Below are 12989 nucleotides of genomic sequence, written 5' to 3' on the forward strand. Positions count from 1 at the left end.
TCTGAGTAACTAAGGTGGGCTGCGTTACTAATGGCTTTAAAGCAACGATGAACGCTAAACCATTTGCCAATGACTCATCAAGTGCTTACCAAGCTCAGAAGGAGTAGTGTTATGGACGACCATCTCATCACATTGGTTGAACACCATGAAGTGTTTAAGCTCATCGCATAAGGCGTGAATTAATAATTCATGGTTTTTGATTCGATCTTCAACAACCAAGTTACGAATATTGAGTAAGCCACTCTTCCTATCAACTTTGCAATCCATTCGTGCCACCAGCTCACCCTGCCACAGAATAGGCAAACTAAAGTAACCAAACTGACGCTTGGCCTCTGGCACATAGCACTCAAGGAGGTAGTCAAAGTTGAACAATGATTGCATTCGTTTACGTTGAATCAACAAATTATCAAATGGCGACAGTATCTTTAGTTTGGTTCTAGAAAGGGGTTGATTCAACAGGTCAAAGGCATCCGGCAGAGCATAGTAATCAGAACCTTGAACATCCACTTTCAGCACCTGATTATTTTCAAACATCTGTTGGAGTGTTTTCTGAATAAGAGGCTTTGTGTTCTTGAGTAGGTAGCTCATTTCCGACGCTATTCCAACTCCGTTAGCCTCTAAATAACGAGTTATCAGATGCTCGATGTACTCTTGTTCAGTCGGTTCAGAGGTATCAATTCCGCTCGGTAAAACTCGCTCGGTTAAGTCATACACTTTATGAAAGTTCACTCGGCTTGGCACCATTAAATCGCCTTGCATGAACAAGGTTTCCAATGCTTGCTTGGCCGGTTTACCGCCCCACCCACCGGGGTTTGGCCTATCCCCTTCAAAGTCTTTCGCCATCAACGGCCCTTCGCTCTCAATACGTTTGAGAACATGCGCCATCAGGGCATCGTCTTTTTTATACCAATGCTTAAGCTTACCGCTTGCGAATCCACTCTTGCGATGTAGGCTGAATCGGAAGTCACGCATGGGTAAATACGCGGCGGCGTGCGACCAATACTCAAACACCTCTCGACGCTCTAACAGCTTGTCGAGATGATCAAGCTGATAGTCTTGATTACGATTCCACAGCGTATGATGGTGAGCTCGCTGAATCACAGAGATGGTATCAATTTGCACATACCCAAGGTTTTCAATCGCAGACAGCGTATTCGCCAAGGAGCCGCCATTACGTTGCTTTTTAGGCGGCAGCTTCTTAGGTGGCAATTTCTGCGAAAGCAGTACCATTTTTTGCGCCTGAGCGAGTGACAGTGATTCCATGAGATTCAGACTCTAATTGATATCAATGATCGGCTTATGATTCAGCAATAAGTTCTTGAAGAATTTGCTTGTACGTTTCTACCGTCTGAGCACCTGTTACCGCACTTTTACGATTGAATACCACTGTTGGCACCGCTGAAATACCCATGCGTTGCCATTCAAACTCTTGAGCTTGGATTTTCTTCAAGTTATCGGTATTCTTTAGACGCTTCAATGCCTTATTAGAATCCAAGCCAACCGCTTCAAGTTCTTGAGCAATAACCTCAAGATCAGACAGATCTTTTTCTTCTGTAAAATGTGCATGAAAGAAACGTAGCTTTAACTCAGTCTGCTTGCCATACGCTAGCGCAAAGTCGAGAAGTACATGCAGATGACGTGAATTCACCATTCTCATACTTTCATAGAAGTTAAAGTCGAACCCAACCGCTTTACCACGATCCACGATCTGCTCACGTGAACGCTGACTCTCTTCTGCGCTAGAACCGTATTTTCTCATGATATGGTCTCGCATGTTTTCACCCTCTTGCGGCATATCAGGGTTCAGCTCAAACGGCTGCCATTCAAGTTCAATTTGACCTGCCAAGCTAAGCTCAGCAATGGCTTGTTCTAAGTTTTTGTAACCGACCACGCACCATGGGCACATTACGTCAGAAATAATATCGAGTTGAAGTTTATTGCTCATCGTCATTCCAAATGTCGTTAGTAAAGTGTATCCAATTCAAAGTGAATACCCATCTTTCTGATTAGACTACAACAAGATGAACAATCGTTCAAATATCAATATCTTCCCTCCAAAATAACTTCAACTTCTGCCAATTAACCTTTGACTTAAAGTTAACTTTAAGTTGTAGAGTTATGCAAAACAGAGACTATGAGACAACGATATGAAGAGAAAAACACCACCCTACCTTACCGGACGTTTCTTTGATGGCATCAGCTCAGGGCTGTTTATGTTAGCGCTGCCTTGGTTAATGCTAGCGACACCTAACATGGGGACTTTTGTCGCACTGACCGCCCTGCTTTGTACCGTCACAACTTTTCTAGTAACCCCGTATTTTTCTGCGTTGATCGACCGCCATTCTCGTAAACACATTCTGATCATCGCGCAGATAATTCAAGCTTCAACCGCATTTATTGTCGCAGCTATATACTGGCTCGGATTTGGCTCGATTATGGTGTTAGGTGCGGCTCAGCTGATCTTTTGGGTCTCAAGTAGCCTTGCATGGCACACCAACAACGCCTTTACACAAGAAAATTACGATCACCACGAATACGCCAAAATCTCTAGCCACCAAGAAATTATTCTGCAGTCGACAACATTAGGTGCTGGGGCTTTGGGCGTTGTGCTACTAGAACAATGGAGCATCAATGAGTTTGCGATTTTTGCAGGTATTGCTTCGACCATTTCAGCTATCAGCTACCTAATGACACCGTACAGAAGACGAATCAAGGACAGCGTCAACGCACCTTTCAAGCAGCAGCTAACCGAGATTAAAGAAGTATTTTCTCAGTCGCCACAATTCTACGGATTCCTGATTGTTTCTTGTCTCTCATATCCGATGATGACTTTTTTAAGTCGATTGGTTCCTATCTGGTTTTCAGAGCTCAATGTGACCGGAGATTGGCTCGCGCTTTACAACATCTCACTCGGCATGGGTGCATTGATCATTGGCGTGTCTTTACCATTAATTCTAAAGTCCGCTTCCCACAAAACAATCATCCAATTAGCCATGGTGATTATCGCCGTCTCTTTACTGCTCATGAGCCAAGTAGAAAACCCAGCGTATATCATTGTGCTGACATTCATCTTCGGGGCATTCAACGCGCTCAATAGAATCGCACGTACCAATTGGATGCACCACGCGGTGGCAATGAAACAGCGAGGAAGAGTGGATGGAGGGCTAGCCCTATTTGCCACACTCACACAAAGCCTAAGCTATGTGTTGATTGCGGTATTGGCGCAAGCAGATGCCATTGTGTACGGTTTTATCATTGCAGGGATTGTGGTTCTAGCTGCTACATTTTGGATGAGTAAACTTGGTAAACAAATCAAACCTGAATGTACGTTGGCGAATCAATGTTAAGACGAATTATAAAGCTCAGGCTCACCAACAAAAAAGCCAACTCATCTTCACGAGTTGGCTTTGATAAAAATCGGATTGAGCTTAACCGCGTTACGCTAGCAACTTCTCAAGTACTTGGAATACACCGGCATCGACGTTACTTGGCGCGCTAAAACGTGCGATCTCTTTTAACTTGGGATGCGCGTTTTCCATCGCGTAAGAGTGGTAGCTCTCTTTAAGCATTTCCAAGTCATTCAGGTAATCACCAAAACTCATGGTCTGCTCGTAAGTGAAACCTAATGTGTTTTGTAGATGCTTAATCGCCGCACCTTTTGACGCTTCAGCGTTCATCACATCCAACCAAATTTTTGCACTCACAACCACTTGGTAGTTCTCACCGAATTTGGCATCAATAGTTGGGTTCACTTTCTCTTGTGAACCGTCGAAGTGACAGATAGCCACCTTGATGAAATCGTCTTCTACCGCCAGTAAGTCTTCTACTTGCTCTCGGCGATGGTAGTACTTAGAGATCTCCGCCAGAGCACGCTCATCTTTGGTTTCGATGTACGCTGATTTCTTACCACATAGCACTACATGCGCGCCTTCAATCGCACGCGCTTCTTTAATGATTTCTTTGATGGCATCAGTATCAAGTAAGCAGCTGTAAAGCTCTTGGCCCTTGTGCATCACTAATGTGCCGTTTTCAGCAACGAACATCATGCGATCTTTTAGCGGGGAAAAAGTTTCCATCAAGCTGTAGTACTGGCGGCCCGATGCCGCAGCAAAAATGATGTCTTGAGCTTCTAGTCGCTCATAAAGATTGAAGAATTCTGGGTCTAACTTTCCGTGTTCATTAAGCAGAGTGCCGTCCATATCAGCAGCGATAAATTTGATGTTCTGTTGTGGCATTTCAGGGCTTACCTATAAGTAAAGATTAAAGTGTAAATTATGATTTTTCGTTATCTTGTGTAACGGTTCTGCGTTCGATTATATCGCTAGAATAGCCAGTGAATGCAATGCTTTTCGGTAGGCTTGTCTGTTTGAGTCTGACTTTGAATCAAGCTGACCAAATTCACCTCTTACAATAAGTCCTTCGATAAAAGTCATAACCGATTCACTGCGTAATTCGAGTATTGCAGTGTCGACTTCTTTATTACCTCTTAACACATCACGAATGCTATTTTTGAGCCAAACCTTGTGCTGTCGCGAGAGCATCGCAATGTCATCTTCAGACTCTTTAAATTCAGCCAGCGCGTGCATGAACATACAGCCTTTAAAGTCAGGTTGTTCAAACCATGCAAGGTGCCAATCTAACAGCGCATCGAGTTGGTTTTGTAATCCAGAAGTTGATGATAGTGCCGCTTCTAAACTCGACTCGAAACGCTGATGACGCCTTTCTAACACGGCTTCAATCAGCTTGGTTTTCGATCCAAAGTGGCGGTACATGGATGTTTTGGAAACCGCTGCCTCATCTCTAATCATATCCACCCCAACAGCGGTATAACCAAACTGATTAAACAACGATTCTGCTACATCCAGAATCAGATCTTTTTTACTCATCGTTCATCAACCTCGACTCGCTCTGAAATCGTAGAGCTCAATTTCTCGTTGCAAGAAGTGTACAGATCTGTATCATCCAAATCAAACAGTACAGATCTGTACACTTTCAATAAAAAACAGAAAACGAAGAGGAAACGATTATGATCAACAAACTATCTGGTGGTGGAGCCCTTCCTCCGAAAGCAAGCATAAGCCAGCTTGTTAAAGGTTTTATTGGCGGTACGCTCGGTATCTTAATCTTGTGCTTATTAGCAGAAAGCTCTGGGTTCCCGTGGTTAATGGCTCCATTTGGTGCGACGTGCGTACTGCTGTTTGCGGTGCCAACATCGCCGTTAGCTCAACCTAGAAACGTCATTGCGGGTCACTTTATTTCGGCTGCTGTGGGCTTAATCGCGTTATATGGCTTTGGGGATTCTTATTTGACCATGGCAATCGCTGTCGGCTCATCCATCATGCTAATGCAATACTTTCGTGCGGTTCACCCACCCGCTGGCGCTAATCCGATTGTGATAGCTTTAGCGGGTACCACGCATGTGGATTGGACGTTCTTATTCACTCCCGTATTAGTAGGCAGCATCGCTTTGATTGGTATCAGTGCGCTATTGAATAACAGCGATTCACAACAAAAGTGGCCGTTATACTGGTTTGGTTCATCCAAGTCTTAGTCCATTGAATTTCAATGATAAATATGGATTTTGACATCCAATTTAAAAGCAAATTGAAAGATCACATTGACCCTTATATAAAATGGGCTTACTATTAATCGTCTTTTAACGATTATAGAAAGCGAAACATCAATATGAACGAAACTTGCCCTACAACTGGTGGCTGTGCTCTACCAATCGGACATGGTGATGCCGAAGCTGAAACGCAAATGGCGGCTCTGGCCAAAGCGCTTGCTCACCCGGCAAGAGTTCGTATATTGAGTATCCTTTCAACGCTAGAAAAATCGGGGGGCTGCTTGAACAGCGACTTGGTTAGCGAATTAGGTTTGGCGCAATCAACAGTATCAGAGCACCTAAGAATCTTGAAAAGCTCTGGTTTCATCACTGCTGAATCGATACCACCGAAAATGTGCTACCGCATTAATCGAGATAAGATTCAGCAATTTGAGACGCTAATCGATACCATATTAAAATAGATTCATCGCGCTTAGTTTGTCGAATACAGAACAAACTAAGCGTATTTTTTTGTTTTTTAATATCGCTTTTCGACGATTAACGATATCAACTAAAGAGAAAATATCATGAAACCAAAGTTAGGTTTTCTAGATCGCTACTTAACACTGTGGATCTTTATTGCGATGGGGCTTGGTGTTCTGCTTGGCACCTTGTTCCCACAGATCGAACAGTGGAATGAATCGATGTCGGTTGGTACTACCAACATTCCACTTGCGATTGGCCTTATCTTAATGATGTACCCACCTTTGGCTAAGGTTAACTACAGCCTATTGGGCACTGTGGTAAAAGATAAGAAAGCCATTAAACTGTCTCTGATCATGAACTGGTTGGTTGGCCCTATCCTAATGTTTGTATTGGCGCTGACGTTCTTGGGTGATCACCCAGGTTACATGGTCGGTGTGATCCTGATTGGTCTTGCTCGTTGTGTGGCAATGGTTCTGGTTTGGAACGACATCGGCGGCGGTAACAAAGAGTACGGTGCGGCATTGGTTGCTCTAAACAGTGCATTCCAAGTGGTGAGCTACAGCTTTATGGCATGGCTATTCATCAGCATTCTTCCACCAGTATTTGGTTACGAAGGCATGATGGTTGATATCTCGATGATCGATATTGCACACAGTGTTCTTATCTACCTAGGTATCCCATTCCTAGCGGGCTTCCTAAGCCGTAAGATCCTTGTGTCGATGAAAGGCGAGCAGTGGTACAACGATGTGTTCATTCCACGCATCTCACCAATCACACTGATTGCGCTACTGGCGACGATCGTTCTGATGTTCAGCCTAAAAGGCGAGATGATTGTTGAACTGCCAATGGACGTATTGTTGATTGCTGTTCCACTGACTATCTACTTCACAGCGATGTTCTTCATCAGCTTCTTCATTGGTAAGAAGATGGGCATTGAGTACGACAAGAACGCATCAATTGCCTTCACAGCGACAGGCAACAACTTTGAGTTAGCCATTGCCGTAGCAATCTCTGTATTCGGTATCAACTCAGACCAAGCGTTTGCAGGCGTTATCGGTCCACTGATTGAAGTACCAGTACTGATTTACCTAGTGAACGTTGCGCTTAAGATGAAAGACAAGTACTACAACGGTCAAACCGTTAAAGCTAGCATCTAGCATCTAGCATCTAGCACTAACAAAAAACTGCATCACATAAAACAGAAAGGCTCACACGTTAAACGGTGAGCCTTTTCTTTATTCAGTTTCGTCCAGTTTACGTTTCGTCCAATAAGCCTTTCAGGGCCTGTTCAAGCCAAAGTAATGCAGGACCTTTCGAGCGTGTTTTAGACAAAACAAGATCAACGGGTGGCGACCATGTTTTGTGATCGAATGAGACATTAATCTCTACTAAACGTTGCTTATCCAACTCCTCTTCGACAAGGTGTTTGGGTAAATAAGCCCAACCAATATCACTGCCGAGCACCACCTCTTTGATAACAATAAAGCTGTTTGACCACCATACCTTTCCGGCAATCAGCGGAAACTGATCCATCACCTTACCTTTGTCTCCCCTCAACATTAACTGACGATGCGGAAGTAAGTCAGAGAGTTTCGCAACACCTGTTTTTGCGAGCGCATGACTTGGGTGACACACAGCAATAAACGGTAAGTGACCGATAAAACATGGCTCAGATCCGACGTCAAAAGCCAAGTTGGTAAACATTAATCCAATGTCAGCCCTCTCTTCGATAATCAACGGATTAACCTCTGTTGTGGTACACGCCACCAGTTCAACTTCAGTCGCAGGGAACTGTTTACTAAACTCACTTAGGATTTTAGATAGGTTCGGGACCAATAATGAATCATCTAATGCAATTTTAATGAGTCCTTCTTCACCGCTCCCCATCGCATTAACCGTCACATTCAGGTCTTCAACCTGAAGCACGATTGCTTTGACCTGTTTAAATAACTGCTCGCCCGCTTTGGTTAGTGAGGGCTTTCGAGTCGAACGATCAAAAAGCTTAACATTAAAATCTATTTCAAGATTACTGATGCCTTGGCTCACCGCCGATTGCACTTTTCCAAGTTGGCGAGCACTTGCAGAAAATGACCCTAATTCAACGGCATACACAAACATTTTTAGCTGTTCAATGTTGTACATTCGGTATCTCCCAACACTTACTATCACCATATTTGATGATAACTATCTTTATATTATCACTTAAATAGATATTATCTAAACAAGTCATTAGCTCATAGAGGCTAGAAAATATAAAGAGAGTAAAAGATGTCACATAAAGAACGCATGTTACACATGGTGCTATTTGAATTAGCAGCTTTGATTTTGATGGCAGGGCTTGCAACTTACATAACTGGGGATGGCGCGGGGAAAATGGCAGGATTGGCACTCGCTATGTCTTTAATCGCAATGGCTTGGAACTATGTTTACAACTACGGCTACGACAAGGTATTCGGAGCAGACCGCAGTAAACGAACCAAGAAAACACGCGTACTACATGGACTAGGTTTCGAACTTGGCTTGATGACAGTAACTCTACCTGTCTTGATGTGGGTCCTGCAGCTCAATTTCTTAACTGTACTGATCATGGACATTGGCCTAGTGGTTTTCTTCGTGTTGTATGCAATTGGCTTTAACTGGGTGTATGACTCGGTTCGGGATTACTTTGTCGCTCAAGGAAAAGTCCGTGCACTAAGTTAATCAACCATTCGATCGCTCATGCTTAGTTCTTGAATGCTCAAGTGATTAACTGCTTAATGCTTAATGCTTAATGCTTAATGCTTAATGCTTAATGCTTAGAAAAGAAAACCAAAAAAACGAACTACCAAACCACATCGGGTTTGGTAGTTTATTCATTTAGACAATATCACCTTGTTTGTTAACGCTTTTCTAACATATTGAGAACGCTACAAAGTCCACAAAATTTCAGTTTAATAATCCACCATCCACGAAGTACCGTCACAAATCCCAACAGAAGGCTCCTCGTACCAGTTGTGCATTCACTTACATACAGGTAGTTTTAGCGACCACGGAACATATCAATTCAAGCAATGACGTTCATGCGAGCTTCTTTTTCGAACAAAAGTGTTCGGATTAACATTTCAAGTGACTTTAATTAACAAATTTATGCTCAAACGCTCACTTTTAATGTTCGTTTGTTTTCGAGTTCGCAAATATATGCACAATGCACGTGCTAGATAAGCAAAAACTAACAAGGACTCGAACATGACAACAAACAAACACCCTTCTTTATTCGGGCAATGCCTAGCCGAATTTATCGGTACAGGCTTGCTCATATTCTTTGGCGTTGGCTGTGTGGCGGCACTGGTATTAACTGGTGCAACATTCGGACAATGGGAAGTCAGCATTATTTGGGGCTTCGGCGTAGCAATCGCCATTTACTGTACAGCTGGCGTTTCTGGCGCTCATATCAACCCTGCAGTGACTATTGCCTTAGCAATGTTCCACGGTTTTGATAAAGCGAAAGTTGTGCCTTACATCATTTCTCAGCTACTTGGTGCATTCTGCTCTGCGGCATTGGTTTACAGCCTGTACAGTAACCTATTCACCGACTACGAAATTGCACATAACTTCGTACGTAGCAGCCAAGATGCACTATCAACAGCCGGTATTTTCTCAACATACCCACATGCTTCACTTTCTTTCTTTGGCGCTTTTGCTGTGGAATTTGTGATTACTGCTGTTTTGATGTTCGCTATTTTAGCGTTAGGCGATGAGAACAACGGCGCATCACGCGGCGCAATGAACCCTCTACTAATTGGTGTACTGATCGCGGTTATCGGTGGTTCTTTAGGTCCACTAACTGGTTTTGCAATGAACCCTGCTCGTGACTTTGGACCAAAACTGTTCGCTTACTTTGCAGGCTGGGATTTCGCACTAACAGGTGCTCGTGATATCCCTTACTTCATCGTACCAATCCTTGCTCCAATTGCTGGTGCCTGTTTTGGTGGTTGGTTATACCCACGAGTTATCGGTGCTTACCTGCCAATTGAAGGCCAAGGCTGCACCATTCCAAACCAATGTGATACAGAAGAAGCTGAACAAGCTCAAGCTTAATCCCTAAGCGCCCCTACATTTACTAAAATATAAATAACAAGACAAAAAGGATTTTTACCATGACCGAGCAAAAATACATTGTTGCCCTAGACCAAGGCACCACAAGTTCTCGCGCTGTAATCCTCGATCACGATGCAAACATCGTTAGCTCTTCTCAAAGAGAATTCACTCAGATTTACCCGAAAGCGGGTTGGGTTGAACACGATCCAATGGAAATCTGGGCAACTCAAAGCTCTACATTGGTTGAAGCACTTGCTAAAGCCGGCATCCGCAGCGATGAGCTAGCGGGTATTGGTATCACTAACCAACGTGAAACCACCATTGTTTGGAACAAAGAAACAGGCAAACCGGTTTATAACGCAATCGTATGGCAGTGTCGCCGTACAGCAGACATCTGTGAAGACCTAAAAGCGCGTGGCTTAGAAGACTACGTACGTGACAATACTGGCTTAGTCCTTGACCCGTATTTCTCAGGTACAAAAGTAAAATGGATTCTAGACAACGTTGAAGGCGCTCGCGAAGACGCTGAAGCTGGCAAACTACTGTTTGGTACGGTTGATACTTGGTTGGTTTGGAAGATGACTCAAGGACGTGTTCACGTTACGGATTACACCAATGCGTCACGTACTATGTTATTTAACATCAACGACCTATGCTGGGATAACAAACTGCTAGACGAAATGGGTATTCCAGCGTCAATGATGCCTGAAGTAAAACGTTCTTCAGAAGTTTACGGCCAAACGAACCTTGGTGGTAAAGGTGGTACTCGTATTCCAATCGCAGGTATTGCAGGCGACCAACAAGCCGCTCTTTACGGTCAAATGTGTGTAGAAGCAGGCCAAGCTAAGAACACTTACGGCACAGGTTGTTTCCTTCTAATGAACACCGGCCAAGAGAAAGTCACATCTAAGAACGGCCTGTTAACAACACTAGCATGTGGCCCTAACGGCGAACCAGCTTACGCACTTGAAGGTGCGGTATTTATGGGCGGCGCATCAATCCAATGGCTACGTGATGAAATGAAGCTACTGGCTGGCGCAGAAGATTCTGAGTACTTTGCAACGAAAGTAGACTCGTCAAATGGTGTGTATGTTGTTCCTGCCTTTACTGGTCTTGGCGCGCCATACTGGGACGCTTATGCTCGTGGTACGATTGTTGGCCTGACTCGTGGTGTGAACTCGAACCACATCATTCGTGCAACGCTGGAAGGCATTGCTTACCAAACTCGCGACGTATTAGACGCAATGCAAGCTGACTCTGGTATTAAGCTAGCCAACCTACGTGTTGATGGGGGCGCAGTAGCAAACAACTTCCTAATGCAATTCCAATCAGACGTATTGGATACTGAAGTTCACCGTCCTGAAGTAACAGAAGTAACGGCATTGGGTGCTGCTTACCTTGCGGGCCTAGCGGTTGGTTTCTGGGGCAGTATTGATGAGCTTCAAGATAAAGCCGTACTAAACCGTACGTTTATGCCACATCACGATGAAGAAAAACGCAACCGCCGTTACAAAGGTTGGAAACGCGCAATCAAGTGTGCGCAAGTTTGGTCTGAGCTTCACAATGAAGACGAAGGTCAAGACTAGTCCAAATGCCCAGACTAAAACTAAGATACGAATAAACGTACCCAACTAAACCGGTTATTCGATTCTCAGTAAACGAAACCAAAAAGAGCACAATCTTGTGCTCTTTTTTGCGTTTCAGTGGTTATTTCTACATTTTGAGCTTCGTTTTTGCGGTTTAGACATGATTCCTTACCATCATTACTTCTCTCTGAGTATCAATTCGAGCACAATAGCGCGAGGTGATATTTAGAATTAAGTGCGCTAAAACACAGCAGCGTGCAGGGAGTGGTAAGTAAAGTGAAGCAAATACCAAGACACCAGCAGATAGTCGACCTGGTTAAAACACAAGGGTATGTGAGTACCGAAGAGTTGGTAGAGAAGTTTGATGTAAGTCCTCAAACCATCAGACGTGACCTAAATGAGCTCGCTGACAGCAACAAAATTCGTCGCTATCATGGCGGTGCAACCATTCCTTTAAGCTCAGAAAACACCTCTTACAACACGCGTAAAGCACTTAACTTTAACGAAAAAGACGTAATTGCGGATGAATTGGTTAAGCACATTCCAGATGGCGCAACTCTATTCGTCGATATCGGAACTACACCAGAATCCGTTGCCCGAGCACTTAACAAAAACCACAAACAGTTACGAGTCGTGACCAACAACATCAATGTAGCAAGTATCCTTCTGCCGAACCCTGAGATTAAGGTTATCTTGGCGGGCGGCGAAGTACGAAACCGCGATGGTGGTATTGTCGGTGAAGCGACACTCGATTTTGTAAAGCAGTTCCGTCTCGACTTCGGTATCTTGGGCATCAGCGGCATCGACTTTGATGGTTCACTGCTTGACTTTGATTATCATGAAGTTCGCGTAAAACAAGCGATTATCGATAATAGCCGCAGTATTTTCTTAGCGGTCGATCACAGTAAATTTGGCCGTAACGCGATGGTTAAGCTTGGTAACATATCTCAAGCGCACATGGTATTTACCAACAAGCAACCACCAGAAGAGATTCTCAACATCCTTAAAGATTCTGCAATACCATTAGAAGTGATCGATACCGCTCGTCCTATGAGCGTATAAATCAAAAAATAACTCAGTGACGCCACTTTCTTAAATGAATCACGATTCTTTATAGAAAAGTTAATAAAGTAAAACTTGCTCGTTGTCACTGTCGCTTCTATGCTCGAATTAGACTTATTTGAACCTCTGCTTTCATAAGCAGAGGTTTTTTTATGCACAAATCACATAAAACGCTCATAAACGAAAATAATAAATGACCGCAAACGAAAGTTAATATAGGATTCAATTATGTT

At 43.7% G+C, this 12989-nt stretch carries 13 protein-coding genes; 8 read left to right on the forward strand and 5 right to left on the reverse strand.

What is annotated here, in order from left to right; all coding sequences use genetic code 11:
* Window positions 1–54: 54 nt before the first annotated feature.
* A complete protein-coding gene (locus OCW38_RS20950; RefSeq protein WP_016767367.1) occupies window positions 55–1263 on the reverse strand; it encodes a winged helix-turn-helix domain-containing protein in 1209 nt (402 codons plus the stop codon).
* 34 nt (window positions 1264–1297) lie between these two features.
* Window positions 1298–1945, reverse strand: coding sequence for a DsbA family oxidoreductase (locus OCW38_RS20955; protein ID WP_010431765.1), 648 nt, complete (start codon window positions 1943–1945; stop codon window positions 1298–1300).
* 202 nt (window positions 1946–2147) lie between these two features.
* Between OCW38_RS20955 and OCW38_RS20960 the strand changes: the two genes are divergently transcribed.
* A complete protein-coding gene (locus tag OCW38_RS20960) occupies window positions 2148–3347 on the forward strand; it encodes an MFS transporter (protein ID WP_010431768.1) in 1200 nt (399 codons plus the stop codon).
* 90 nt (window positions 3348–3437) lie between these two features.
* Here the strand turns inward: OCW38_RS20960 and OCW38_RS20965 are convergent, their stop codons facing one another.
* Together OCW38_RS20965 and OCW38_RS20970 are read right to left on the reverse strand one after the other, a co-directional pair.
* Entirely contained in the window at window positions 3438–4235 is a 798-nt protein-coding gene (locus tag OCW38_RS20965; protein ID WP_010431776.1) for a Cof-type HAD-IIB family hydrolase, read from the reverse strand.
* A gap of 78 nt (window positions 4236–4313) precedes the next feature.
* Window positions 4314–4886, reverse strand: coding sequence for a TetR/AcrR family transcriptional regulator (locus OCW38_RS20970; RefSeq protein ID WP_016767366.1), 573 nt, complete (start codon window positions 4884–4886; stop codon window positions 4314–4316).
* A 140-nt stretch (window positions 4887–5026) separates the two neighbouring features.
* On the opposite strand from OCW38_RS20970, the gene OCW38_RS20975 reads away from it, so the two are divergent.
* The 3 genes from OCW38_RS20975 to arsB all read left to right on the forward strand — a co-directional run bounded on the left by OCW38_RS20975 (window position 5027) and on the right by arsB (window position 7188).
* The gene (locus OCW38_RS20975; protein ID WP_016767365.1) at window positions 5027–5551 is read left to right on the forward strand and encodes an HPP family protein; all 525 of its coding nucleotides are present in this window, start codon (window positions 5027–5029) and stop codon (window positions 5549–5551) included.
* 134 nt (window positions 5552–5685) lie between these two features.
* Window positions 5686–6027: an ArsR/SmtB family transcription factor gene (locus OCW38_RS20980; RefSeq protein ID WP_016767364.1), complete on the forward strand. Its 342-nt coding sequence runs from the start codon at window positions 5686–5688 to the stop codon at window positions 6025–6027.
* Between the two features lie 105 nt (window positions 6028–6132).
* Window positions 6133–7188: an ACR3 family arsenite efflux transporter gene (arsB, locus tag OCW38_RS20985; protein ID WP_016767363.1), complete on the forward strand. Its 1056-nt coding sequence runs from the start codon at window positions 6133–6135 to the stop codon at window positions 7186–7188.
* Between the two features lie 97 nt (window positions 7189–7285).
* Here the strand turns inward: arsB and OCW38_RS20990 are convergent, their stop codons facing one another.
* Window positions 7286–8173 (reverse strand): LysR family transcriptional regulator, encoded by an 888-nt coding sequence (locus tag OCW38_RS20990; RefSeq protein ID WP_010431782.1) that lies wholly within the window; start codon window positions 8171–8173, stop codon window positions 7286–7288.
* 126 nt (window positions 8174–8299) lie between these two features.
* Between OCW38_RS20990 and OCW38_RS20995 the strand changes: the two genes are divergently transcribed.
* The 4 genes from OCW38_RS20995 to OCW38_RS21010 all read left to right on the forward strand — a co-directional run bounded on the left by OCW38_RS20995 (window position 8300) and on the right by OCW38_RS21010 (window position 12756).
* Window positions 8300–8731: a PACE efflux transporter gene (locus OCW38_RS20995; protein WP_010431783.1), complete on the forward strand. Its 432-nt coding sequence runs from the start codon at window positions 8300–8302 to the stop codon at window positions 8729–8731.
* A 525-nt stretch (window positions 8732–9256) separates the two neighbouring features.
* Window positions 9257–10108, forward strand: coding sequence for an MIP/aquaporin family protein (locus OCW38_RS21000; RefSeq protein WP_010431784.1), 852 nt, complete (start codon window positions 9257–9259; stop codon window positions 10106–10108).
* 59 nt (window positions 10109–10167) lie between these two features.
* A complete protein-coding gene (glpK, locus tag OCW38_RS21005) occupies window positions 10168–11694 on the forward strand; it encodes a glycerol kinase GlpK (protein WP_016767362.1) in 1527 nt (508 codons plus the stop codon).
* 276 nt (window positions 11695–11970) lie between these two features.
* Window positions 11971–12756, forward strand: a complete 786-nt coding sequence (locus tag OCW38_RS21010; protein WP_010431787.1) for a DeoR/GlpR family transcriptional regulator — start codon at window positions 11971–11973, stop codon at window positions 12754–12756.
* The last annotated feature ends 233 nt before the right edge of the window (window positions 12757–12989 follow it).

Source organism: Vibrio cyclitrophicus (genome assembly GCF_024347435.1).
In the GTDB taxonomy this organism is placed as follows: domain Bacteria; phylum Pseudomonadota; class Gammaproteobacteria; order Enterobacterales; family Vibrionaceae; genus Vibrio; species Vibrio cyclitrophicus.

Excerpts from the sequence above, each read along its gene's own strand:
- OCW38_RS20980 (WP_016767364.1), top strand. The coding sequence starts at position 5,686 with ATGAACGAAACTTGCCCTACAACTGGTGGCTGTGCTCTACCAATCGGA.
- glpK (WP_016767362.1), top strand. The coding sequence starts at position 10,168 with ATGACCGAGCAAAAATACATTGTTGCCCTAGACCAAGGCACCACAAGT.
- OCW38_RS20955 (WP_010431765.1), bottom strand. The coding sequence starts at position 1,945 with ATGAGCAATAAACTTCAACTCGATATTATTTCTGACGTAATGTGCCCA.
- OCW38_RS20970 (WP_016767366.1), bottom strand. The coding sequence starts at position 4,886 with ATGAGTAAAAAAGATCTGATTCTGGATGTAGCAGAATCGTTGTTTAAT.
- OCW38_RS20950 (WP_016767367.1), bottom strand. The coding sequence starts at position 1,263 with ATGGAATCACTGTCACTCGCTCAGGCGCAAAAAATGGTACTGCTTTCG.
- OCW38_RS20990 (WP_010431782.1), bottom strand. The coding sequence starts at position 8,173 with ATGTACAACATTGAACAGCTAAAAATGTTTGTGTATGCCGTTGAATTA.
- arsB (WP_016767363.1), top strand. The coding sequence starts at position 6,133 with ATGAAACCAAAGTTAGGTTTTCTAGATCGCTACTTAACACTGTGGATC.
- OCW38_RS20975 (WP_016767365.1), top strand. The coding sequence starts at position 5,027 with ATGATCAACAAACTATCTGGTGGTGGAGCCCTTCCTCCGAAAGCAAGC.
- OCW38_RS21000 (WP_010431784.1), top strand. The coding sequence starts at position 9,257 with ATGACAACAAACAAACACCCTTCTTTATTCGGGCAATGCCTAGCCGAA.
- OCW38_RS20960 (WP_010431768.1), top strand. The coding sequence starts at position 2,148 with ATGAAGAGAAAAACACCACCCTACCTTACCGGACGTTTCTTTGATGGC.
- OCW38_RS20965 (WP_010431776.1), bottom strand. The coding sequence starts at position 4,235 with ATGCCACAACAGAACATCAAATTTATCGCTGCTGATATGGACGGCACT.
- OCW38_RS20995 (WP_010431783.1), top strand. The coding sequence starts at position 8,300 with ATGTCACATAAAGAACGCATGTTACACATGGTGCTATTTGAATTAGCA.